22 protein-coding genes, 1 other RNA gene and 2 pseudogenes are annotated in these 22,179 nt (G+C 69.5%); 12 read left to right on the top strand and 13 right to left on the bottom strand.

What is annotated here, in order from left to right:
* Positions 1-4 precede the first annotated feature (4 nt).
* On the bottom strand, positions 5-190 hold the full coding sequence (locus AC5R91_RS13690) for a hypothetical protein (protein WP_495397526.1): 186 nt from the start codon (positions 188-190) through the stop codon (positions 5-7).
* A gap of 427 nt (positions 191-617) precedes the next feature.
* On the opposite strand from AC5R91_RS13690, the gene ftsE reads away from it, so the two are divergent.
* The 4 genes from ftsE to AC5R91_RS13670 all read left to right on the top strand — a co-directional run bounded on the left by ftsE (position 618) and on the right by AC5R91_RS13670 (position 4,272).
* Positions 618-1,487, top strand: a complete 870-nt coding sequence (ftsE, locus tag AC5R91_RS13685; protein ID WP_495397525.1) for a cell division ATP-binding protein FtsE — start codon at positions 618-620, stop codon at positions 1,485-1,487.
* A complete protein-coding gene (gene ftsX, locus AC5R91_RS13680; RefSeq protein ID WP_495397524.1) occupies positions 1,487-2,359 on the top strand; it encodes a permease-like cell division protein FtsX in 873 nt (290 codons plus the stop codon). The genes ftsE and ftsX overlap by 1 nt, the downstream gene beginning before the upstream one ends.
* A gap of 132 nt (positions 2,360-2,491) precedes the next feature.
* A complete protein-coding gene (gene smpB / locus AC5R91_RS13675) occupies positions 2,492-2,971 on the top strand; it encodes an SsrA-binding protein SmpB (RefSeq protein ID WP_011602560.1) in 480 nt (159 codons plus the stop codon).
* A gap of 62 nt (positions 2,972-3,033) precedes the next feature.
* Complete coding sequence (locus AC5R91_RS13670) at positions 3,034-4,272, top strand: class I SAM-dependent methyltransferase (protein ID WP_495397523.1); 1,239 nt, start codon at positions 3,034-3,036, stop codon at positions 4,270-4,272.
* Positions 4,273-4,435: 163 nt separating this feature from the next.
* Here the strand turns inward: AC5R91_RS13670 and AC5R91_RS13665 are convergent, their stop codons facing one another.
* The gene (locus tag AC5R91_RS13665; RefSeq protein ID WP_495397522.1) at positions 4,436-5,089 is read right to left on the bottom strand and encodes a YoaK family protein; all 654 of its coding nucleotides are present in this window, start codon (positions 5,087-5,089) and stop codon (positions 4,436-4,438) included.
* Between the two features lie 248 nt (positions 5,090-5,337).
* On the bottom strand, positions 5,338-5,811 hold the full coding sequence (locus tag AC5R91_RS13660; protein WP_495397521.1) for a VOC family protein: 474 nt from the start codon (positions 5,809-5,811) through the stop codon (positions 5,338-5,340).
* 215 nt (positions 5,812-6,026) lie between these two features.
* Here AC5R91_RS13660 and ssrA point away from each other — a divergent pair.
* Positions 6,027-6,397, top strand: a transfer-messenger RNA (tmRNA) gene (ssrA, locus tag AC5R91_RS13655).
* A gap of 29 nt (positions 6,398-6,426) precedes the next feature.
* Here ssrA and AC5R91_RS13650 read toward each other — a convergent pair.
* Positions 6,427-7,536, bottom strand: coding sequence for an MFS transporter (locus AC5R91_RS13650; RefSeq protein WP_495397520.1), 1,110 nt, complete (start codon positions 7,534-7,536; stop codon positions 6,427-6,429).
* An 866-nt stretch (positions 7,537-8,402) separates the two neighbouring features.
* Complete coding sequence (locus AC5R91_RS13645) at positions 8,403-9,335, bottom strand: AraC family transcriptional regulator (protein WP_495397519.1); 933 nt, start codon at positions 9,333-9,335, stop codon at positions 8,403-8,405.
* Between AC5R91_RS13645 and AC5R91_RS13640 the strand changes: the two genes are divergently transcribed.
* Both AC5R91_RS13640 and AC5R91_RS13635 read left to right on the top strand, forming a co-directional pair.
* Positions 9,321-9,938: a class I SAM-dependent methyltransferase gene (locus tag AC5R91_RS13640; RefSeq protein WP_495397518.1), complete on the top strand. Its 618-nt coding sequence runs from the start codon at positions 9,321-9,323 to the stop codon at positions 9,936-9,938. The genes AC5R91_RS13645 and AC5R91_RS13640 overlap by 15 nt on opposite strands.
* Positions 9,939-9,949: 11 nt before the next feature.
* A pseudogene (locus tag AC5R91_RS13635) lies at positions 9,950-10,898 on the top strand (ATP-binding cassette domain-containing protein).
* 2 nt (positions 10,899-10,900) lie between these two features.
* On the opposite strand, the gene AC5R91_RS13630 reads toward AC5R91_RS13635, so the two are convergent.
* Positions 10,901-11,377, bottom strand: a complete 477-nt coding sequence (locus tag AC5R91_RS13630; RefSeq protein WP_495398111.1) for a short coiled-coil protein — start codon at positions 11,375-11,377, stop codon at positions 10,901-10,903.
* On the opposite strand from AC5R91_RS13630, the gene AC5R91_RS13625 reads away from it, so the two are divergent.
* Positions 11,298-11,705 (top strand): ABC transporter permease, encoded by a 408-nt coding sequence (locus AC5R91_RS13625; RefSeq protein ID WP_495397517.1) that lies wholly within the window; start codon positions 11,298-11,300, stop codon positions 11,703-11,705. The two genes, AC5R91_RS13630 and AC5R91_RS13625, sit on opposite strands and share 80 nt — an antisense overlap.
* Before the next feature lie 277 nt (positions 11,706-11,982).
* Here AC5R91_RS13625 and AC5R91_RS13620 read toward each other — a convergent pair whose 3' ends face one another.
* A complete protein-coding gene (locus AC5R91_RS13620; protein WP_495397516.1) occupies positions 11,983-13,461 on the bottom strand; it encodes a YncE family protein in 1,479 nt (492 codons plus the stop codon).
* Between the two features lie 708 nt (positions 13,462-14,169).
* Positions 14,170-14,814 (bottom strand): MerR family DNA-binding transcriptional regulator, encoded by a 645-nt coding sequence (locus AC5R91_RS13615; protein ID WP_495397515.1) that lies wholly within the window; start codon positions 14,812-14,814, stop codon positions 14,170-14,172.
* A gap of 87 nt (positions 14,815-14,901) precedes the next feature.
* Here AC5R91_RS13615 and AC5R91_RS13610 point away from each other — a divergent pair, with 87 nt between their 5' ends.
* The gene (locus AC5R91_RS13610; protein WP_495397514.1) at positions 14,902-15,411 is read left to right on the top strand and encodes a class I SAM-dependent methyltransferase; all 510 of its coding nucleotides are present in this window, start codon (positions 14,902-14,904) and stop codon (positions 15,409-15,411) included.
* 227 nt (positions 15,412-15,638) lie between these two features.
* Here the strand turns inward: AC5R91_RS13610 and AC5R91_RS13605 are convergent.
* Positions 15,639-15,917: pseudogene (locus AC5R91_RS13605) on the bottom strand (serine hydrolase); the annotation flags it as partial.
* A gap of 167 nt (positions 15,918-16,084) precedes the next feature.
* Here AC5R91_RS13605 and AC5R91_RS13600 point away from each other — a divergent pair.
* The gene (locus AC5R91_RS13600) at positions 16,085-16,606 is read left to right on the top strand and encodes a LysR substrate-binding domain-containing protein (protein WP_495397960.1); all 522 of its coding nucleotides are present in this window, start codon (positions 16,085-16,087) and stop codon (positions 16,604-16,606) included.
* 32 nt (positions 16,607-16,638) lie between these two features.
* Here the strand turns inward: AC5R91_RS13600 and AC5R91_RS13595 are convergent, their stop codons facing one another.
* The 3 genes from AC5R91_RS13595 to AC5R91_RS13585 form a co-directional block, all read right to left on the bottom strand.
* Positions 16,639-17,253, bottom strand: a complete 615-nt coding sequence (locus tag AC5R91_RS13595; protein ID WP_495397513.1) for an SDR family oxidoreductase — start codon at positions 17,251-17,253, stop codon at positions 16,639-16,641.
* A gap of 65 nt (positions 17,254-17,318) precedes the next feature.
* Positions 17,319-18,746 (bottom strand): aldehyde dehydrogenase family protein, encoded by a 1,428-nt coding sequence (locus tag AC5R91_RS13590; RefSeq protein ID WP_495397512.1) that lies wholly within the window; start codon positions 18,744-18,746, stop codon positions 17,319-17,321.
* Between the two features lie 250 nt (positions 18,747-18,996).
* Positions 18,997-19,578, bottom strand: coding sequence for a sigma-70 family RNA polymerase sigma factor (locus AC5R91_RS13585; protein ID WP_495397511.1), 582 nt, complete (start codon positions 19,576-19,578; stop codon positions 18,997-18,999).
* Between the two features lie 78 nt (positions 19,579-19,656).
* Here AC5R91_RS13585 and AC5R91_RS13580 point away from each other — a divergent pair, with 78 nt between their 5' ends.
* Complete coding sequence (locus tag AC5R91_RS13580; protein ID WP_495397510.1) at positions 19,657-19,962, top strand: zf-HC2 domain-containing protein; 306 nt, start codon at positions 19,657-19,659, stop codon at positions 19,960-19,962.
* A 24-nt stretch (positions 19,963-19,986) separates the two neighbouring features.
* Here AC5R91_RS13580 and AC5R91_RS13575 read toward each other — a convergent pair whose 3' ends face one another.
* Positions 19,987-20,823 (bottom strand): IS5 family transposase, encoded by an 837-nt coding sequence (locus tag AC5R91_RS13575; RefSeq protein ID WP_495397504.1) that lies wholly within the window; start codon positions 20,821-20,823, stop codon positions 19,987-19,989.
* A gap of 327 nt (positions 20,824-21,150) precedes the next feature.
* Between AC5R91_RS13575 and AC5R91_RS13570 the strand changes: the two genes are divergently transcribed.
* A complete protein-coding gene (locus AC5R91_RS13570; protein ID WP_495397509.1) occupies positions 21,151-22,146 on the top strand; it encodes a beta-ketoacyl-ACP synthase III in 996 nt (331 codons plus the stop codon).
* The last annotated feature ends 33 nt before the right edge of the window (positions 22,147-22,179 follow it).

Genomic DNA, 22,179 nt, shown 5'->3' with positions numbered 1-22,179 from the left:
GGGCTCAGGCGGCGTGGCGGACGGCCAGGGCCGTGAGCATCATGATGATGACGATGATCGCGATGATGAGCTGTGGGGAGATCGTGACGGAGTTCCGGCGCAGGTACTCGCGCGACGCGCGGCAGGTGGGACACCGGCCCTCGATCACCAGACCCGAGCAGCGCGCGCAGACAAGGTCTTCGCTGCCCATGCCGCCTCCTTCCCGCTTGCCGCCGCGACACGTCGACCGCGGATCCGAGGGATCGTCGTAGGTCCCTCCCGGGGTCCGGCCCGACGCCGCGCCGGTCGTCCCCGCCCGGTCGCCGGAACGGGATCCGGACGATCGACTCCCTCTCACGGTACGCGCACGGGCGCCTCTTCGCCCTGCCGGCGGGCGTCGGGTATTCGCTGCCACACAGCGCACCGCTTCGCGGCCTGGCTCCGCTTCGCGGCCTGGCACCGCCAGGGGTTGCTTGCCGCGGTCAGGCTTGCCGCGTGCGGCCGGCGGTGCGCCAGCCGGGCGGGGATCCCGGCCGGAGCGGCTCGCCCTCGCGTGCCGCGCCGTCCGGCTCCGGCCACGTTCTACCATCTCCGTCACAGAATGTATGTGACCTGATGCTCGACGTGAGGAGGGCGTGGTGATCGTCCTGAGCTCGGTGAGCAAGTGGTACCCCAACGGCGTCCGGCCCGCCCTGATCGACGTCAGCGCCGAGATCGGCGCCGGGGAGTTCGTGTTCCTGGTGGGGCCGTCCGGATCGGGCAAGTCGACGCTGCTGCGGCTGCTGCTGCGCGAGGACCGCGCGACCAGCGGGCAGGTCATCGTCGCCGGCCGGGACGTCGCCCGGATTCCGGATCGGCGGGTTCCGCAGTTGCGCCGGATCGTCGGCTGCGTGTTCCAGGACTTCCGGCTGTTGCCGAACCGGACGGTGGCGGCCAACGTCGCGTTCGCCCTCGACGTGGTCGGGCGTCCCCGACATGTCGTGCGCAGCGTCGTCCCCGAGGTGCTGGATCTGGTCGGGCTGGGGGAGAAGGCGGACCGCTATCCCGACGAGCTGTCCGGGGGCGAGCAGCAACGGGTCGCGATCGCCCGGGCGTTCGTCGGTCGGCCGCGGGTGCTGCTGGCCGACGAGCCGACCGGGAATCTCGACCCGGCCACCAGCATCGAGATCATGAGCCTGCTCGACGCCGTTCACCGCGCCGGCACGACCGTCGTCATGGCCACCCACAACGCGTCCCTGGTCGACGCGATGCGGCGCCGGGTGCTCGAACTCGGCGACGGCGCGCTGATCCGCGACGAGGCCGGCGGCCGCTACGACCAGACCGTGCCGCAGCCCCTGCAGCCCCTGCAGCCGTCCGTGCCGCCGCCGGTGGTGGTGCCCTCGCCGGCGGGGGCCCCTCCGATCGTCACGCCCCCGCCGGTGGTGCCCACCCAGCCGACCGGGACGGCGCCGGACGGCGGCGGCCGCAGCCCGTGGGCGGCGCCGACGCGCAACGGCCCGGTCGGCTGATGCGCCCGGGTCCGCTGGCCTCGCTGCTCTGGACAGGGTTGCGCCGCAACCTCGCAATGACCGGGGCGGTGATCGTCACGGTGACCATCTGCCTGGCGATGCTCGGCGCGGGCCTGCTGCTGCGGGCCCAGGTGCACACCATCGACGGCTTCCTGCTCGACCAGATCGAGGTCGTCGTCGACCTCTCCGACGGCATCACCCCCGCCGAGCGTTCCGCGCTGGAGGCGGAGATGCGCCGTGACCCGCTGATCGTCGGTGTCCACTACGAGACGAAGAAGCAGGTGTACGAGCGGTTCCGCCGCGACTTCCGGGGCTCGCCCGACGTCGTCGCCGGGGTCGGGCCCGAGGACCTGCCCGCGGCCCTGCGGCTGACCCTGGCCGACCCCCGGGCGTCGCGCGACATCGTCGTCACCTACACCGGGCTCGACGGGGTGGAGGCGGTCCGGGACCAGCGCGCCCTGCTCGATCCGCTCTACCGCTTCCTCGACGCCTTCACCGTCGGCGCCTTCACCCTGGCGGCCGTGCAGGCGCTCGCCTCGTTCGCGCTGATCTACACGATGATCCGGATCTCCGCGCACGGCCGCCGGCGGGAGACGGCGATCATGAAGCTGGTCGGGGCGTCGAACGGGACGATCCGGGCGCCGTTCGTGCTGGAGAGTGCGGTCGCGGGCCTGGCCGGTGGGCTGCTCGCCGCCGGCGTGCTGGTCGCGGCGAAGGTCTTCCTGGTGGACGGCCAGTTCGCGCGGCAGACGATGTTCCCGCTGTTCGGCTGGTCCGCGGTCTGGGAGTCGGCGGTCGTGGTCCTCGCCGCCGGCGTGCTGGCCGCCGCGGTGATGGCGTCGATCGCGCTGCGCCGTCACCTGCGCGTCTGAGCCGCCGCCGCATGATCGATACAATGGTGGATGGCTGTGGCGCCCATAACCGGTTGGGTGGGGACGCCGCCAGGACGTAGGTTCGGGAACGTTCGCGCGAACGCATGGCAAGTGGGAAGAGGGTCGCAGACGGTGCCGAAGGAGACGGGGCGCAAGTCGATCGCGCAGAACAAGCGTGCCCGGCATGACTACGACATCCTCGACACGTACGAGGCCGGGCTCGTGCTGCGCGGCACCGAGGTCAAGGCGCTGCGGGCCGGGCGCGCCTCCCTGGTCGACGGGTTCGCCCAGGTCAGCGACGGCGAGATCTGGCTGCACAACGTGCACATCCCCGAGTACACCGAGGGCACCTGGACGAACCATGCCCCGCGGCGCAAGCGCAAGATGCTGCTGCACCGGGCCGAGATCGAGAAACTGATCGGCCAGACCCAGGAGGGCGGCCTCACCCTCGTGCCGCTCGCCCTCTACTGGAAGGATGGCCGCGCCAAGATCGAGATCGCCCTGGCCCGCGGCCGCAAGTCCTACGACAAGCGGCACGCCCTCGCCGAGCGGGATGCCGCCCGCGAGATCAGCCGGGAGATGGGCCGCCGCGTCAAGGGCCGCTACCGCTGACCGGCGCCGATCCCGAGCGCCTGGCCCAGCTCGACGCCCTGCTGACCGCCGAGGGCGCTGCGGTGCTCGCCGCCGCGGCCGCCGTGTACGCCGACGACGGCGCGGGCGGGTCCGGCGCGGGCGGGTCCCGCGGGAGCGCGTCCCGCGGGAGCGCGGCGCGGGAGCTCGCCGTCGGCGCGCGGCTGCGGGCCGAGGGTGTGCCCGCCGAGCTGGTCGCCGCCGCCTTCACCCAGGCGGAGCTGCGGCATCGGGCGGCGGCCAAGTTCACCCGCGCCGAGGAGATGTTCTTCACCCGCGCCGGGCTGGAGCAGGCGTCCTCCCAGGCCGCGGCCGAACACCGGGCGGCGCGGTTCGCCGGCCGGCGCCGCCTGGCCGACCTGTGCACCGGGATCGGCGGGGACGCGCTCGCCCTGGCGCCGGGGCGGGAGATCCTGCTCGTCGACCGGGACCCGGTGCACCTGCGGATGGCCGCGCTGAACGTCGCCGTCCACGGGACGCACCGGATCGACACGCTGCTCGCCGACGTCCGCGACGTCGACCTGACCGGTTACGACGGGGTCTTCGTCGACCCGGCCCGGCGCGCCGGGGACCGCCGGCTGGCCTCGCGGGCCAGCGAGCCGCCGCTGCCCTGGTGCTTCGCCCTCGCCGACCGGGTCGAGGCCGTGGCGGTGAAGGCGGCCCCCGGTCTCGCGACCGACCAGGTCCCGCCCGGCTGGGAGGTCGAGTTCGTCGCCGACGGCCGTGACCTCAAGGAGGCCGTGCTGTTCTCCCCGGCCCTGGCCACGACCGAGCGCCGCGCGACCGTGCTGCACCCCGCATCGCCGCCCTCGTCCGCATCGCCGCCCTCGTCCGCGTTGCCCCTGGAGCCGGTCAGCCTGGTGGGCATCCCGGACCCGGCGGAGCCCGCAGGCCCGGTCGCCGCTCCTGGGCAGTTCCTCTACGACCCGAGCCCGGCCGTCACCCGGGCCGGCCTGGTAGGTGAGCTCGCGCGCCGGCTCGGTGCCTGGCAGATCGACCCGATGATCGCCTTCCTCAGCTCGGATACGCCGGTCGCCAGCCCGTTCGCCCGCTTGCTGCGGATTTCCGCGAGCCTGCCGTTCGATGTTCGTCGGCTCGCCGGCGACCTACGCGGGCGCGGGATCGGGTCGTTGGAGATCCGCCGTCGTGGGCTCGCGGGCGACGTCGACGAGCTGCGCCGCCGCCTGCTGCCACGCCGCCGGGATCTGGTCGCCGGCGGTCCGGCCATCACCCTGGTGATGACCAGACTGCGCGACGAGCCCTGGGCCTTCCTCTGCACGTAGTCCTCGGCACGATCTGACCGCAATCTCACCGGGAAGACGGATGCCCGTGAAGACGCGGAGGCGCCTGCGCGAACGGTGTCCCGAGACGGGTGCGGTCAAGTGGCTTCGACCGTCGAGCGCCCGCCGGTGGGCGCCGGCCGGGTCGGGCGGCCGACGATCGCTGTCACGGTGCGGTGAGCCGACCCGTGGCGGCGGCGGTGAGGCAGCCGGCGGCGATGGCGGCGGCCAGGGCGAGTGGCAGGATCCGGTCGACGTGCAGCAGAAGGGCGCCGCCGACCAGCGCGCCGGTGAACATGGCCATCGGCGCGGCCAGCCGGCGCGGAGCGTGGAAGCCAGGGCCGCCGGCGAGCCGTGAGTCGATGACCAGCCCCGTAAGGGTGGTGGTCAGCACGTTGGTCGAGACCTCGGGGACAGCCACTCGCCGCGCCGTCGCGTGCTGCAGTCCCATCGCGGCGGCCAGCGGCACGACGATCGCGTAAGGCCGGTCCGCCCTTCCCTCGCCGGTGAGGGAGGCGGCGATCAGCGCCGCGATGATCAGCCCGGTCTGGATGGCCAGGGCGACCGTCAGCCACCGAGCCCCGCGTCCGCGCCGGAGCGCCGGGGCCGTGCCCGTCCGCCCGGCGAGGACCGCGCCGGTCAGGAAGCCGGCCAACGCGAGTGCGGACAGGTCCGCGGACAATCCGGGCGCTCCCGCCAGCGCGAACGCGAGGAGCACGACGTTGCCGGTCATGTTCGCCACGAACACCCGGCCGAGCCCGAGAAAGCTGGTCGCATCGACCAGCCCCGTCAGGCCCGCCATCGCGAGCAGCAACGCCACCTCCCGCCGATCCCACCCTGTCGACGGCGTCGACGGCGCGGGAGGCTGTGGGGGCGTGGGGCCGGCCGACGGCGGTGGTGTCGACGGCGGCGTCGACGGTGGCGGCGTCGACGGCGTCATCGGCTCAGTGTCACCGACGCCGAGTCGCCTTGCCCCGCACCCCTCGCCCGCCGAACGACCACCCGGGCCGGAGGCGGGGGAGGTGTGGGAGGTGGGGCAGCGGGTCGTTGTGCCGGCGACGGGCGGCGTTACAGGCGCAGGGGACGGATCGGGGCGGCGATCAGGTGCGGCTCCGACTGCCAGTCGACGCCCGGGACGTCCACGTAGAGCTCGATCTCGTTACCGTCCGGATCGAGGATGTAGAGGCTGTGCGTGATCGTGTGGTCGGACGCGCCGACGATGTGGACGCCCGCCTCACTGATGCGGGCCAGGACCTCGCGCAGCTCGTCGTCGGTGTCGCCGACCTTCAGCCCGAAGTGGTAGAGCCCGATCCGGCGCCCGGCCGGCACCGCCGCCGCGTCCTCACCGACCTCGATGAGCAGCAGTTCGTGATGCGTGCGGCCGGCGGAGAAACCGGCCGCGGGCACCCGCAGCGGGTTGCCGGCGGAGTCAGCCGGGGCCGGGAACACCTGCCGCCAGCCGAGGACGTCCCGGTAGAACGCGGCCGAACGTTCGATGTTGCGGACGTAGAGGACGAGATGTCCCAGTTCCTTGATCTCCACAGTGTTCTCCCCGGGGCTCGCGGACGGGATGCCGTTGCCCGTACAACTACCACGAGCGGCCCGACATGCCCGCCTTCGCACATCGATTCCGCGCCCGCCCGGCCGGTGGCGACGTCGTCCGTCGTCGACTCGGACGCCGTCCGCCGCCGCGGCGCAACGCTCCGTCCACCGGCGTCCTGCGGTAGGATGGAGCGCCAGGCAATACAACCGTACCTGGGGGTGATCGGTTTCGACTTCGGACGTCGAGGCAGGGGAAGCGGGCCGAGGATGAACGGTTATCTCGTTAACGATCCGTTCAAAAAAATAGCTGCCAACAAGACGCAGCCTGTTACCCCCCAGTACGCCCTCGCGGCGTAGGGACTAGGTAACCGTCAGCCTGGGAGTGCCTCCGGCCCAGGATCTGACGTCGCTAGGAGGATCACCGGCTGACCCGGTCGCGGGGCCAGCCGGAAAATCAAACAGCGACTGAGCCTACGTCGGCTTGCCTGCGGGTCCGACGGGGCTGAGAAACAAGTAGCAGGCTCCGCCCGGAGAAGCCCTGTGTCGGTGCCGGAGGACGCGGGTTCGATTCCCGCCACCTCCACGAGCCGGCCCGCCGTGGTCGCTGACCTCTGGTCAGCTTCCCGGCGGGCCGCGATTTTTCCGGGAGGACGACCCCCCCGAACCCCCCGAGTGCCGAGCTTCGCTCGGCCGGGCATCGGGTTCGAGTAGCGATGGTGAACGTCCACGGCCGGCCCGAGGCCGTCCGGCGCGGGCAGGCACAGTCGGGTTCAGCGGCGCCTGGAAGTCACACCTTGGACGACGGATAGGCCTGCGGGTGGATGCCCAGCGGCCCCGATCGCCGCTCTGGGTCACCCCGACGACGAGCGCAGCCATGCCGGCTGTGAACAGATCTGTGCCCAGCGGGTCGGGAAGGCGTTCCGAGCCGCGCCCAGATGTCCTGTCGGCGGCCAACCCGTACACCGCACCACCCACCATCGCGACACCTACAGGCACATTGATCGCGAAGATCAGCCGCCAGTTGCTCACGCTACTCAGCACACCGCTGAGCACAGGCCCGACGGCGGAGGCCAGCGCACCTGCCGCGCTCCACGAACCGACGGCGGAGGTACGCCGCTCCGCCGGGGTCTCGGCCAGCAGGATGGCGAGCCCGGAGGGGACCACCGCATGCCCCATGTCCGGTACCGAACCCCAGACAACCGGGCTGATCTCTGGTTTCTCCGAGGCCACGACCACCGCGGCACCGGCGCCGTCGCCGACGAGCACACAGGTGTTGCGGTCGGACCAGTCCGTGAAGTCGGACATCTTCTCCGCCCCGATGACCAGCGCTCTTGTTGCGGCGCCCGCGGTGACGGCCTGGTCGGCGACTGCCATGGCGTGCGGGTAGCCGGAACACGCGGTGTTGATGTCGAGAGCCGCCGGGGAGGGGGAGCCGATCTGGGCCGCGACGCTGGCCGCGGTGTTCGGTGAGCGGCTGAGGGCGGTACAGGTGGCAACGAGGACGAGGTCGATGTCGGAGCCCACGAGCCCCGCGGAGCTGAGGGCCTTCTCGGCGGCCCGGGCGGCCATGTCCGCCACGGACTCGTCGTCAGCGATGTGGCGGGTGCGGATGCCGACCCGACTCCGAATCCACTCATCGTTGGTGTCGACCCGCTTCGACAGATCCTCATTCGTCAACACTTTGGCCGGCTGGTAGTGGCCCAGCGCCAGTACACGAGAACTCATCGGTCTGGAATCTCCTTGATCTGCCGGGTAGTTGCGTGAATGTAGTCATGCGACTACACGTCAACCGCACTGCCGGAGTCTGCCATGCTTGATGGGCGCCCGGGTGTGCCGCGTCGAGATCTTGGCTCCGGGCGGTCGTCGACCGGCGTCGGCCACGGCCCCTTTCCGAGCCGACACGACACATTCAGAATTGAGGCAGAGTAACGCCAGCAGAGATCGCAACTTCGGTGTTCGCGGAGTTATGTCTACGCGGCAATCCACGCTTACGTTCAGCGGTCCGAGAACGCTGAACCTCATGTGCTCTCCTCCCCGAGCGGACCTCCGGCAGTCTGTACCGACTGTGATCGCGATGCCAAGGTGGCCTCTTGAGCTCTTCTCGCTACGCGCAAAGCGCACGGCGGCCCTCGCGCTGCGTCGCCATATGACGGCATTGCCTTCTGCTGGCGATCCGGCCCCTCGTTGTCTAGGGCTGATGCTTACTCGGAGTCTGAGACGGTCGACCGTTGTGTTCGGGTGGCTGAATGGTATGGTCCTCGTTGATCGTATGGAGTAGAAGCCGTGCGAAGGCGAGAACGATGCCTGGATGCCGTCCTGCTTCATAGCAAACCTCCCCGGCTCCCCGGGATGGTCGAACCTGCCCTTACGGGCGACCAATTTCACCGTGATTTACCTGGAGTCCGCGGTTCGCGGGCGCACAACGTCTGAAAGCGCAGGTCGTGGGAATGTCGACCAGAACGGTCCAAGGGCCCCGCGAAGAGCCGGTCGCAGTCGTCGACGTACGGGGTTCGGCGATGTTCAACGCGAGTATGACCAGGCCGGCGAAGGTCGTGCAGCCGCTCGTGCGGACAGCAGCCGGTCTCCGGCTGTCAGGGGCGTGATCCTGCCCGTACGTGACGGCGGTAGTCGCTGGGGGACTGGCCGGTGTAGGAGGTGAAGGCGCGAGCGAACGCGCTGGGGCTCGCGAAACCGACGTCGGTGGCGATGCGCAGGACGGTGTCCTCGGTCTCGGCCAGCATCGTCATGGCCCGTAGCAGCCGGCTGGTGAGCAGGTACTGCCGCCACGTCATGGCGGTCTCGGTGGCGAACCGACGCCGCAGCGTCCGCTCGGAGACGGCGGCGGCCGCGCAGACGTCGGCGATGCCGACCGTGCGCAGGTGGCTGTCGGTGTAGCGCATGGCCGCGGCGACGACCGGATCGTCGCTGGTCGGCAGATGGAAGGGCACCTCGTGCTCCAGCCAGCCTGCGACCAGGGCCGCCATGGCGCGGAAGAAGAGGTCCGCCGCGGGATCGCTGCACGCACGGTCGATCGGCCAGCGGACGGCGTATCTGATCATTTCCCGCAGGACGGGTGCGATGGCGAGCACGCGGGCGCGGTCGCCGGCTTCGGTGACGGTTTCGGGCTCGAAGAACACCGAGACCGTGCTGACCTTGTTGATCGTCGTCCGGTGGGCCAGACCCGCTGGGATCCAGACCGCTCGCTGGGGTGGCAGCACGTAACGGGTGGTCGAGGTCTCGACCTGGACCACGCCTTCGATCGCGTACTCGATCTGATGAAGATCGTGGACGTGCCAGTCGGTCGTGAGGTCGACGGCGGTGTAGGGGTACGTCCCGGCAGCCACTGACGTGGTGGAGCGTGGCGAGATCATCGTGACAGTGGCCGCGGAAGGCGCATCATCGGCCGATAGTGCGGCGACGGTCATGGTTAAGAACAGTATCAATACTGGCATGACATTCTTGTTCCCGACCGGATCTGACGACACCGATTCCAGCTGGGCCGTGGCGCCATGAACCAGGGGCATCTGGACTACCTGGCGAGCCCCGAATGGGCGGCGGCATTGCGAACCGACCTGTTGCCCTGGCTCGAGACGGTCGCCGAGCTGGGCGACGACGTCCTCGAGATCGGCCCTGGCCCGGGTCTGACGACTGATTTGCTCCGGGAACGCTGCGCATCGGTCACCGCCGTCGAAATCGACAGCGGTCTCGCCGCGGCCCTGGCCGAGCGGCTCATTGCCACGAACGTGGTGGTGATCTCTGGTGACGCGACGGAGGTGGAGTTGCCGTCAAACCGGTTCTCCGCCGCGACCTGCTTCTCGATGCTGCACCACATGCCGTCCCCGCAGGCCCAGGACCAGCTGTTCGCCAAGCTGCACCGGGTGCTGCGCCCTGGCGCGCCGCTGGTCGGGGTCGACTCGGCGGACACCGATCTGGTCCGGGGCGCTCACGTCGACGACGTCTTCGTGCCGCTCGAACCCGAGACGTTGGGCGAGCGCCTCCACGCCGCCGGCTTTACCGCCGTGACCGTCACCGCGGCTGGACCGCACCAGATCCGTTTCGACGCCCGCAAGCCCGAGGCGGCACCGGGCGCTGGCCGCCCGGCATCCGGGCACGGCGGTGCCGCGTGAGTACGCCGGTCATCGAGGCCGAGGGCCTGACGAAACGCTACGGGGAAACCCAGGCGCTGGCCGGCGTCTCGCTGGCCGTCGCCCAGGGAACCGTGCTCGGCGTGCTGGGCCCCAACGGCGCCGGCAAGTCGACGACCATCCGGGTACTGACGACACTGACTCGGCCGGACAGCGGGTCGGCCCGCGTCGCGGGGTGGGACGTACGCGCCGATCCGGGCGAGATCCGGCGCCGGATCGGTGTGACCGCCCAGGACGCGACTGTCGACCAGGCACTGACCGCACGCCAGAACCTGATGATGCTCGCCAGTCTGAGCGGCCTGCCGCGCTCCCGTGCGGCGGCGCGAGCGGCCGAGCTGCTGGAACGCTTCGAACTCGGTCACGTCGCGAACCGAGCGGTGAAGGGGTACTCAGGCGGGACGCGTCGCCGCCTCGACCTGGCCGCGGGGCTGGTGGCACGTCCGCCTGTGCTGTTCCTCGACGAACCGACCACGGGCCTGGACCCGGTGAGTCGGCAGCGGATGTGGGACGTCGTGCGCGAGCTCGTGAAGGAGGGCACGACCGTCCTGCTCACCACGCAGTACCTCGACGAGGCCGACACCTTGGCGGACCAGATCGTCGTCATCGACCACGGCCGCGTCATCGCCGCCGGCACTCCCCGCGAGCTGAAGAGCACCACCGGCGGCGCGCGCCTGGAAGGTGACACTCAGCCGCGCGCACGACGCGGCAGCGCGGGCTTTGGGCCCGCTCGTGACGGGGACGGCCGAGGCCAGTCAGGACGGTCGGCGGCTGCGGGCCGCCGTCGACGGGGGCGCGGGTCTGGCTACCGCGGTCGTCCGGTCGTTGGACCAGGCCGGAGTCCTCATGGACGACGTCGCCGTCCATCCGCCGTCGTTGGACGACGTGTTCCACGCCCTGACCGGCACGCCGGTCGACTCCGACCGAACGGTGGTCTCCGCATGATGTCAAGTCAAAGCGTCGCGGTCCCGACCAGCGCGGTCGGCGTGATCGACCCCGGCAACGCCCTTCGGCGCCTGAGTCGCGAAGTGTCGGTACTCACCCACCGCAACCTTGTGCACGTGGCTCGCGAGCCGCTGCAGCTGTCGGACGTCACCATCCAGCCGGTCGTGTTCAGCCTGCTGTTCGTCTACGTGTTCGGCAGCGGCGTGACGATCCCGGGCGGCAGTTACCAGGATTTCGCGCTCGCCGGGCTGCTCGCGCTCAACCTCACCACCGCGACGAGCGGGACGGCAGTGGGCCTGAGTACGGACCTGACCACCGGTGTCATCGACCGCTTCCGCACGCTGCCGATGTGGCGTGCCACCGTCCTGGTGGCACGCTCGTTCACCGGCCTGCATCGGCATGGTCGCCGAGGGACCGGAGAGCGCGCAGAGTCTCGGTCTGGTTCTGTTGTTTCCGCTCGCCATCGTCTCCAACGCCATGGTTCCCACCCAGGGCATGCCGGGTTGGCTGGAGACCATCGCCAACCGGAATCCGGTCAGCGCCGTCACCGCGGCCGCTCGCGACCTGCTCGGAAACCCCAATCCCTCCAGCGGACTCGACGCCCGGCCGATGCAGCATCCGCTCGCCGCCGCACTCATCTGGTCGTTCGCGATCATAGGAATCTGCGCGCCGCTCGCCGCCGTCCTGTACGGCCGGCGCACCAAGGACTGGGCCGGCCCGACGGATACTTCCAGTTCCGCTGTCGAACCCGGGGATCTCGGGCACGAGACGTCTGTCTGCGCAGGTCAGGGGCCCGTCAAGCCGTGAAGTAGACCTTCGTGTCGGAACTTCTTTCGCGACCGGCTGGCGCTGATGGGCGACAGCAGCCTGGACTGGATCGTCGCTGACTTCGCGGCCCTGAGCATCGGTGCCGTCGCACGAGAATCACGCTGTGGGCCGGAGCTGGGATCACCTCGGCGAGGCCTTTCGCCTCGTCTGTCGCGAAGGGCTCGACTACCGCGATCGGCTCGCCTTCTCGGGCCTTGGCGTGTGTCGTCCGACCGGCACGGCGCGGAGTCGCACCCCCACCTGGGTGACAATGTTTCTATCCTTCGGTGGTGCCGCCACCACCTGCGTCGACGGGGCCGCGGGGCACTGTGGCGGGCGTGGCGGCGGGGCGCAGGATGAGGTTCTCGTAGTTGTTGGCGAAGAAGGCAACGAAGACCAGCGCTTCGGGGATGACACCCATGCTGTTGCTGGTGGCCGTGAGCAACGCGATGGTGTCGATGCCCCGGGTGGCGTACACGGTGAAGGCACGATGAGGTGGCAGTCCTCGGGCGCGGACGGCGACTTCGTCGACGCCGGGTAGGGCGCGGAGCTGAGCGTCTCCGGTTCCGGAAACGCCTTGCACTGCGATGGGGCGGTTCTCGATGCGCATACCGAGGCCTTGCCGAGTGAGGTTCGTGGTGCTACCGGGGCTGCTGCGCGCGAGGTAGACCAGGGCCATCGGGGACTGTCCGACGCGGAGGGTATCGATCACTTGCATGGACCTGGTGTCGATCACGTCGACCGCGTCGGAGTACTGCAGCGCCACGTAAATGCGGGTGTTGTCGGGGCTGGGCCAGATGCCGTGCGGACCGGCGCCGTGGTTGTGGATACGTTTGACCAATGTCGGCGCTCGGCCGATCGAGCGCCGATAAACCAGAGTTTGGTTCAGGTCGCCGACCGTCAGGTAGGCGTAGTCGACGCCGTCGACGGTGACGAAGTTGGGATGGTTGGTCCGCGGGCCGGTGTCCAGGACGGCCTCGACCCGGTAGGTCTGCGTGTTGACGACAGTGGTGGTCTTGCCGTTGTTGGGCATGCCCAGCCAGATCTCCTTGCCGTCGGGGGAGATCGCCTCGTCGGAGGAGCCGCCGGCATTGGCCGGGATGGCGACGTGCTGGATAATTCTGTGGCTGGCTACGTCAATCACATCGAAGGTATCGGCGCCCATGTGGTTGACGTAGGCTAGTTGGCCGTCCGGGCTGAAGACCACCTTGGAAGGGCCGTCTTCGGAGTGGATGCGGTCGATGACCTGGTTGTTGCGCCAGTCGACGACGGCGACGGTGTCCTGGCCTCGCTCGGCTACCCACAACTGGTTTCCGTCTGGGGAGAAGAAGCCCTCGTGCGGGGCGCGGCCGAGGTAGATGGTGTGCAGCACCTGGTTGGTCGCGGTGTCGATGACGTGCACGGCGTTGGTGGTTACATCGACGACGTCGAGGTAGCGGCCGTCGCGCGAGAACCCGAGACCGTGGACGCCGATCTGCCCGTGATACATCGCGCCGAGGACGTCCGCGTCCGTGTCCATGCGCGGTTTTCCCAGGGGGATCGTGCCCAGCACCGTATCGGTCTTCGGGTCGATCACGGTCACGGTGTTGGAGTCCTGGTCGGCGGTGTATACCCGGTCGTCCGGTGAGATTGGCTGTGCGCCGGGGAGTGCCGGAGCCTGTGTTATCGCCTGCGCCGCCGGCCGGTGGACACCGCCGGTCGGCGGCCGAAGACCGCTGGCGGCCGGACCAACAGTCATGGCGGCCGCGATGACCACCGCTGTTCGCGTGACCGCGCCGACGCGGGCTGGCCCCCGGGAACCTCGGAGCAACGGCACAACAACTCCTCGAGAAAGGTCATCCAAGCCGCCAACGACCAAGGTCCGACGGGAAAGTGGCTGATGATCTACGGCCCAGGAATTCGGATAGACTTCCCTGCCCGGTTAGTCGACATAAGGCTTGCCCTCGTTTGGGAACGTTTGCCTGTCCGGACGCTGCCGCTCCTAAGTGTGGCCTGCAAGGAAGGACCCGTCTACCGCAACGGGGATCGTGCCCGACCCCTTTGTCGGTCTCGTCTGGCGAGCAGTTCGTGAACCCGGACACCCCGCGCGAGCGGATCCGCGCCATCAACGACCTTTAGCTCGACCATCATGCCCGGGAGCACCGTCACCAGGCGCGTGGAAGCGTCGGAAACGGCCAGGTTTGCGGATCACTCGTTCGATCCGGTAGATGATGTTCAAGTCTCGGCAGTCACTTCACATCGCTCCTGGTCAGAATCCGCGCGGAGACCGGACGGACAGTGATTTCAGGGCCTTGAATCAAGATCGAACGGTTCGGATGGTGGTGCACAAGGTCCGCCATGGAATCACTGCCCCCTAAACTGGCCTCTGACCTGCTGACATGCGGTCTTCTCGGCCCGCGGCGGCCACGAAACTCTTCTGGAACACTCACGAGACAGATGGCTCAACCGGCTCCCCGGTGGCCCGTCATTCGGCGGCGGCTGCCGCCTGATGCGGACGTCGTCCGTGCAGCTGCGGGTGGGATTCCGACAGCGGTCGGCCGGCGAGCCTGGCGGTGACACCGGTGGTGAAGGTGGGGCACTGGGTGATGTCCTCATGAGGGCAGCACAGTCCATGACTGATCGCATCACGGGCGGCCTGGGCCCGAGCGATCTGCTCGTCGAGTTCGGCGAGCTTGCGCCGGGCCAGCCGCCGCCATTCACCCGGCCCACGCTCGTGCGAGGCCATCAGAGCTTTCTGCTCGGCAAGCGTGAACCCCGCATCGCTGTACAGCTGGATGGTGGCGACCAGCCGGGCCGCCGATTCCGGATAGCGGCGCTGACCCGACACTCTGACCGGGGCAACGAGCAGGCCGACCTCCTCGTAGTACCGCAGCGCCGAGGCACTGACGCCGGCCCGGCGGGCCAACTCCCCGATGGTGATCAGAACGCCAGGCCCCTTGACCTCAGGTGCGCTTGAAGGCTTTGACTGCCCGCCATGCGAACGCGACATGAACCAAGAATGCCAGCAGCAGTGACCCGGGCAGTTGACGCAGCTCTCGAGTACGCAATTCCCCGCATCGGGATCACCGCTGCCCGCCTCCTGGATCCAGACCTGGTCGGCCAGGCTCATCACCCCCGAGGCCCAGCCGGAAGACTGACCGCCTGGGAGATGGCCCGTCGACCTTCCAACCGCCGCCGCAGCATCTGGGCTGTCTCATTGCTGGACGTGCAGCCCACCGACCAGGTCCTCGAGATCGGTTACGGTCCCGGCGTGGCGATCGCAGCCCTGGCTCGCGCGGGTGCAGCCCACGTCTACGGCGTCGATCACTCCGCCGTGATGCACCATCACGCCACGCGGCGCAACGCCGCAACCGTCCGAGCCGGGAGAGTCACCCTGCTCAGAGCCTCCGTCGACGAGATCCCGCCCGAGATCGGCCCCTTCGACGCCATCCTCGCCGTCAACGTGCTGGGGTTCTGGTCCGCCCCGACCGAGCGGCTCACCCGGCTCCGTCAGCGACTCACACCGGGCGGGTGCATCGCCATCGTGTCCCAGCCCCGCTGCCCGGGAGCCACCGCGAAAACCTCCCGGAACGCCGCCCGGGACATCGAAACCCTCCTGATTCAAGCCGGACTCAGCAACACGCGCACCCAGACCCTTCTGCTCGACCCTCCAGCGGTGTGCGTCATCGCCACCGCTTCACCCCAGAACCGGGGTGCCGAATCGTGAACATGACTGCGCCCCCGGTATGCGCTGAGCCGCACAGGGCAAGTTCCTCGGATCGCCCACGCAGAACCGGCCGCGCCTGAATCCGCAGGCGATCGGCTCCACCGAAAGCTGCTGACCTGCCGGTCTGCCACCAAAGGGATCGCTACGGCCGGCTCGTTACACCGGTTCGCCGGACAGTCCCGAGGCCGTGGCCCATCTGGTCACGATCTCGCGTGCCTCGTCGCTCGTCATACCTGGGTAGCTGCTATTTCGTGGTCTTGCTGCCGTCCGGGTGCGGCCGGGCGTGGTGGCGCGCGTTCTACGTGGCGTTGCCGGCGGGCACCGACGTAGTTGAACAGTCCGCTGGTGTGGTTGAGCGGCATACGCACGGTGATGTTCCGACCGTTCGGGATCTGGCCGGGCAGCCATTTTTCGATCGGGTCGGCCAGCGTCATCCGGTGCTCGGCCACCTGCTGCAGGACCAGGGTGGCCACCATCGTCTTGGTGTTGGACCCCATCCGGTATTCGTCGTCCGGGCTGAGCCCCTACCTGTCGGCCCTGGTCGCTGCTGCTTGTCGGGCAATAACGACGCGCTGGTCGCCCTGCTCGCCGCGTGTCTCGTTGCTCGGGTGCGGGCCGTGGCGCCTGGGGTCACCCTGCGGTTCATTCCTGAGGGAGAGGAGGACCTCACCCCCTGCGGGACGGGCTCGTCGACATCGACCTCGGCGTCGTGCACGGGTTCGGCCCGGAGGTGCGCACCCAGCCGCTCTATGACGAGCACCTTGTCGGCATGGTCCGGGCCGGCCACCCCCTGGCTTCCGGTCCGGTCACGCTCCACCGACTCGCGTCGGTCGACCATGTCACGGTCTCCCGGCGGGGTCGCACCCGCGGAGCCTTCGACGACGTCCTCGCCGAACACGGCCTCGTCCGCACGGTCGTGGCCGCGGTACCGACCTTCACCGCGGCGGCGCACATCATCGCCGATTCCGAGCTGACCGGGTTGATCACAGCCGGCTGCGCGCGACAGGTCGCCGCGCTCACCGGCGCCCATCTCTACGAGGTTCCCGCCGAGCTGCCGGCACTGCCGATCTCGCAGGCGTGGCACGTGCGCCACGACCTCGATCCCGCTCACCACTGGCTGAGAGATCAGATACGCGCCCTCGTCAGGAGCGAAAAATCCGCTGCTTCTTTGCAGGGATCACCACACCTTGATTGATGGTTATCAGGCCGCCGGACTGCACGACCCGGTCAGGGACGGGCCATCGAGCCGGCGTCGACGGCGAGGGTGGAGCCGGTGATCATGCGGGCCTCGTCGGACACGAGGAAGGCGATGACCTCGCTGACGTCGCGGGGTTCGATCAGCTCGACGGGAAGCGCGTTCTGCATCGCGGCCGCGAGGTGCGGCAGGCTTGCGATGCTCTCGAACAGCGCGGGGTTCTCCACCACCATCGCGGTGTTCACCCCGGTCGGCGCGACGGCGTTGACGCGGACGTTGTCCGGGCCCAGCAGGGCGGCGTATGCCTTGACCAGGGCCACCACGGCGGTCTTGGCCGCCGTGTAGGCGTCGGCGCCGGCGGTGCCGTCGGTGAACGCCTTCAGCCCCGCCACGGAACTCGTCACGATGATGTTGCCGGTCCGGCGTTCGCGCATGTGGGCGGCGGCGAGCTGGAGGGTGTGCCAGGCGCCGGTGAGCATCGTCCCGAGCGCGTCGTCCCACACCTGCTGCATGTCCGGGTGGTCACTGCCGGAGATGATCACGCCGGCATTGGCGATCGCGATGTCGACGTGCCCGAGCTGGGCGACCCCGGCGTCGAAGGCGATCTGCTGGTCGGCCCGGGAACGCACGTCACCCTTGCGCAGCACCGCCCCCGCCGGGCGGCCGGCACCGCGTGCTGGTCATGGACCCGCCGGCCGGCACACGGCTCGCATCAGGCCGGCGGGTACCCGATCGTCTTGATCTCCAGGAAGGACTCGAAGCCGGGGATGCCGTTCTCCCGGCCGAGACCGCTCTGCTTGTAGCCGCCGAACGGCGAGTCCGGGGCGAGCCAGTGAGCGTTGTTGATCGCGACCGTCCCGGTCCGCAGCCGGCGGGCCACGGACATGGCCCGCTCGACGCTGCCGCTGGAGACCACGCCCGACAGGCCGTAGATGCTGTTGTTGGCGATCGCGACCGCGTCGTCGTCATCGTCGAACGGGAGCACCGTCACGACCGGGCCGAAGATCTCCTCCTGGGCGATGCGGGCGTCGGGATCGACGTCGACGAACAGCGTCGGCTCGACGTAGAAACCGCGGTCGTGATGCGGTGAGCGATCGCCGCCGCAGACGAGCTTCGCCTCGGACCGGCCGAGGTTGATGTAGTCGAGCACCCGGGTCCGCTGCCGGTCGCTGATGAGCGGGCCCATCATGTTCGCCGGGTCCATCGGGTCGCCGTACGGGAAGGCGCGCACGGCGGCCTCGGCCGCGTCGACCGCCTCGGTGTAGCGGGAGCGCGGAACGAGGATGCGGGTGGCCAGCGCGCAGCCCTGCCCGGCGTGGAAGCAGATGTGGGAGGCGGCGAGTCCGACGACGGAGCCGAGGTCGGCGTCGTCGAGCACGATGGAGGCCGACTTCCCGCCGAGTTCGAGGAAGGTCCGCTTCACCGTCCCGGCCGCCGAGGCCATCACCGCCCGGCCCGTCACGGTCGAGCCGGTGAACGTGATCAGGTCGACGTCGCGATGGGCGGTGAGCTGGGCGCCGATCCCGTGGTCGGCGGAGGTGACGACGTTGAACACGCCCGGGGGCAGGTCGGTGTCCTCCAGCGCGATCCGGCCGAGCAGCGCGGCGGTCCACGGGGTGTCCGGGGCCGGCTTGAGCACCACCGTGTTCCCCGCGGCGAGCGCGCCGGTGACCTTGACCAGGTTCAGCATCAGCGGGAAGTCCCACGGGGTGATGGCACCGACGACGCCGACCGGCTCGCGGCGCACGATCCGGCTCGCCGGGCCCATGAGGGTCGTCGTGTCGGGCAGTGCCTGTTCGTACTCGTAGGACTCCGCGAGGTCGGCGACGTAGGCGATGTCGGCGATCACCGGCTCGACCTGCATGAGCCGGCTCAGCGACAGTGTGCAGCCGGTCTCGGCGATGAGGACCTCGCGGATCTGTTCGATCCGGGCCTGCAACGCGGTCTGGAGCTGACGCAGGCAGTGCGCCCGGAACGCCGGGTCGGGCGCTCCGCGTGCCCTGGTCGACCCGGCGTCGGGCCGCCGCGACCGCCGCGTCGAGGTCGGCCGGTCCCGCGTCGGCGGCGGCTCCGAGGATCTTCTCTGTGGCGGGGTTGATGTTCTCGAACGTCCGTCCGGAGCGGGCGGCGACGAGCTCACCGTTGATGATCAATTCCTATTGGTCGATCATCGACCCTGCCGCCGGGAGCGGTGGCGATCCCGCTTCTCCATGACATGGGTAACAATCCCACCGGTTATTGTCAACCTGACGGTCGACGAAATTGGGGCCTGGTTGTCGTGCTCGACTGGGCATCAGGGTCAGTGATCGCCAGCCCTGCCGGCGGCACCGTCGGGATGCGAAGCCTGCGGCGACTGCGGTACGGAACCGGGCAGCACAGATTCCCGCTGTTCAGCCGGCGGCATGCATGGAACCGGAGGGTGCGCAGTGGCCCTGGTAGGCAGTGATCAGGGCCTCACGGGCGCGGGCTACCCGGGAGCGGATCGTGCCGACCGGGCATTGACACACCGCCGCGGCCTCGGCGTAGCTGAGGCCAAGCAGCTGGGTCAGGACGAAGGCCTCCCGTCGATCCGGGGGCAGGTCCCGCAGAAGTGCGAGCAGCACTGCCTCACCCTCGACCGACACGTCGTCCGGCCAGGCATCGATCGCCGCTGCAGGCCCGTCGGAGAGCGCGAGGGAACGAGGTTGGCGCACGACCGTGCGGACGTGGTCGGCCGCGACCCGGCGGGCGATCGCCAACAGCCAGGTGCGGGCGGACGATCGTTCGGCGAACCGCGGCAGGGACTGCATCGCCCGCAGATAGGTCTCCTGACAGAGATCCTCCGCAACGCCGGCATCGGTGAGATGGACGAGGAACCGGTATGTCTGACGCTGGGTCGCGCGGATGAACGCGGCTGCCGCGGCGCGGTCGCCCCGCCCCCCCGCCGTCGCCCACCGGGTGATCTCCTGCTCATCGTGCTCGGCAGTGGACACTCCGCGAAGGCTATCGCGGATTCGGTGCTCTTTCGCGGCTACCGGAACTTCTACAACCGATCGGACAACAATGGGGGCATGAGCTGCGAGAACTGGCGTGAAGAAATATCCGCACGGATCGACGGCGAGGAGACCTACCGCGCGGACGAGCTCGTCGAGGCCCACCTGCTGCAATGCGCGGGTTGCCGTGCGTGGCGCGCCGACGCGATCATGTTGTCCGGCCTCGCGCGCTCCGTGGAGCCATTTCCCGTGGCGGACCTGTCCCATCTTGCCGGCGAGGTCGGCGAAGACAGGTGCGGGCTGGGTGCCGGCGACGCCGTTGGGGCCCCGCGGCTGGAGGCGATGGCACGCCCGTTGCGCCCGGCGAGGTCGAGACGACAGTGAGAGCCTGTCCTGAATCTTGATGGGTTATCGGTCGGTCGTCGGTCTGGGTGTCCAGCGTTGGACCAGGGTGCCGCGGGCGAGGCGGCGTGCCATGGTGCGGATCATCGCCCAGTGGATGAAGGTGGCGGAGCTTGCAGGGTCGTGTTCGTAGTCGCGGGCGAGGCGGCGGTGGGCGGTGATCCAGGCGAGGGTGCGTTCCACGACCCAGCGTCGTGGGAGAGCCTGGAAGCCTTTCTGGCCGTCTTTCTTCCGGACGATCTCAACCGTGGTCTTCACGAAGCGGGCGGCCCAGTCGACGAACTTTCCGGCGAAGCCGCCGTCGGCGAACAGGTGCCGGCAGCTGGGGGTGGCGAAGTAGTGATCGATGAGCAGCTGGCGGGCGCCGTCCCGGTCTTGCCGGCTGGCCGGGACGATCAGCACCCCCAGCAGCAGGCCGAGGGTGTCGACGACGATGAACCGCTTGCGGCCGTTGATCTTCTTCCCCGCGTCGTAGCCGCGAGAGGCGGCGGTAACGACCTGGGAGCCTTTGACCGACTGGGAGTCGATCACACCGGCGGTCGGCTCGGCCGCTCTGTGCTCGGTCTGGCGGACCGTGTCGCGTAACCCGTCGTGGACACTGATCGTCACCCCTTTCTTCTTCCACCGGTCGAAGAAGCCGTAGACCGTCTTCCACGGTGGGAAATCCACCGGCAGCGCCCGCCACACGATGCCGTTGTGGGTCACGTAGAGGATCGCGTCCACGATGTCGCGCCGGTCGTGGCTCTCGGGCCGGCCGTCCTTCGGGACCGGGGGCAGCAACGGCTCGACGTAGGCCCACTCCGCGTCGGACATATCGGAGGGATAGCGGCGAGATCGACCCATGCCCCGACCGTGGCCAGCCCGACCCGTCCGATCACGCCACCACACCGCGAAGATCAGAAACAGATCACGCGCAGGCCACACAACCAAGATCTAAGACAGGCTCTGAGGTAAATCCGAGGAGAAATTCCTGATTCGACGCTGGGCGCCGCGTGGCTCGTCGAACATGCCGGGAACTTCTTCCGGGGTACATCCGACTACTTGGGCATGGAACCCGTTCCTGCCGGTAGGGCGCGTGGGCAGACCACGCTGAGGCACGCCCCCGGGGAATCGATCGCGGAGCCGTTCCTCACCCGGGGTAGGATATCCGGTGGATCCGCGGTCGGTCCGGTGCGTGCCGCCGTGCTCGCCGGCATCGGCGCTTATGTCCCATCGACCGTGGTTACCAACGACGACCTCGCGGCCCGCTTCGACACATCTGACGCCTGGATACGGGAGCGGACGGGAATTGCGACGCGCCATGTCGTGGCGCCCGGTGAAGCCACGTCCGACCTGGCGGTACGGGCCGGTGCGGCCGCGCTGAGATCCGCTGGGGTGGACTCCGTGGGGATGGTCGTCGTGGCCACGACGACACCAGACCGGCCGTGCCCCGCAACCGCCCCCCTGGTGGCCACCCGTCTCGGCCTGGACCGGGCACCCGCCTTCGATCTGGGTGCCGTCTGTTCCGGATTCGTGTATGCGCTCGCCGTCGGTCAGAGCCTGATCGGTGCTGGGACAGCCAAAAGCGTCCTGGTCATCGGCGCGGACACGTTCTCGACGTTACTCGGTCCCCACGACCGCAGTTCTGCGGCGGTCTTCGGTGACGGGGCGGGAGCAGTGGTCCTGCGAGCCGGATCGCCGGGTGATACCGGCGCCCTGCTCGCCGTCGATCTGGGCAGCGACGGCACCCAGGAGGAGCTGATCGTCGTCAGGTCCGGGGGATCCCGCCGGCCGCGGACGGCCGAGAACGTAGGTTCGTCCGACCTGTGGTTCTCCATGCAGGGCCAGGTCGTCTATCGGCATGCTGTGCGGCGGATGACCGCCTCCGCTCGCGCCGCACTGGCGATGGTCGGGTGGGACACGAGCGAGGTCGACCTGTTCGTGGGACACCAGGCGAACCAGCGCATCCTGACCGCCGTGGGAATCGAACTCGGTATGCCGGCGGACCGGGTGTTCGCAAATCTGGGCGAGGTCGGCAACACCGCCGCAGCCTCGATCCCCCTGGCGCTGTCGGCCGCCCACAGCGCGGGGCGACTCCACACCGGAGACCGTGTCCTGGCCACGGCTTTCGGAGGTGGCACAACCTGGGGATCCGTGGCATTCGAATGGCCGGAAATCACCGTGTGACGGGTATCCGTCGCCGATCGCTGACAGGAGCGA

Source organism: Frankia sp. BMG5.60, assembly GCF_059428125.1.
Note: the sequence above shows the minus strand (reverse complement) of the source record. Positions and strands in the feature narration are given on the sequence as shown.

Bases quoted from the DNA above. Each gene is read 5' to 3' on its own strand.
- AC5R91_RS13690 (WP_495397526.1), bottom strand. From the start codon at position 190: ATGGGCAGCGAAGACCTTGTCTGCGCGCGCTGCTCGGGTCTGGTGATC.
- ftsX (WP_495397524.1), top strand. From the start codon at position 1,487: ATGCGCCCGGGTCCGCTGGCCTCGCTGCTCTGGACAGGGTTGCGCCGC.
- AC5R91_RS13650 (WP_495397520.1), bottom strand. From the start codon at position 7,536: ATGAGTTCTCGTGTACTGGCGCTGGGCCACTACCAGCCGGCCAAAGTG.
- AC5R91_RS13640 (WP_495397518.1), top strand. From the start codon at position 9,321: ATGAACCAGGGGCATCTGGACTACCTGGCGAGCCCCGAATGGGCGGCG.
- AC5R91_RS13645 (WP_495397519.1), bottom strand. From the start codon at position 9,335: ATGCCCCTGGTTCATGGCGCCACGGCCCAGCTGGAATCGGTGTCGTCA.
- AC5R91_RS13625 (WP_495397517.1), top strand. From the start codon at position 11,298: ATGGTCGCCGAGGGACCGGAGAGCGCGCAGAGTCTCGGTCTGGTTCTG.
- AC5R91_RS13630 (WP_495398111.1), bottom strand. From the start codon at position 11,377: ATGGCGTTGGAGACGATGGCGAGCGGAAACAACAGAACCAGACCGAGA.
- AC5R91_RS13615 (WP_495397515.1), bottom strand. From the start codon at position 14,814: ATGAGCCTGGCCGACCAGGTCTGGATCCAGGAGGCGGGCAGCGGTGAT.
- AC5R91_RS13580 (WP_495397510.1), top strand. From the start codon at position 19,657: ATGAGCTGCGAGAACTGGCGTGAAGAAATATCCGCACGGATCGACGGC.
- AC5R91_RS13575 (WP_495397504.1), bottom strand. From the start codon at position 20,823: ATGGGTCGATCTCGCCGCTATCCCTCCGATATGTCCGACGCGGAGTGG.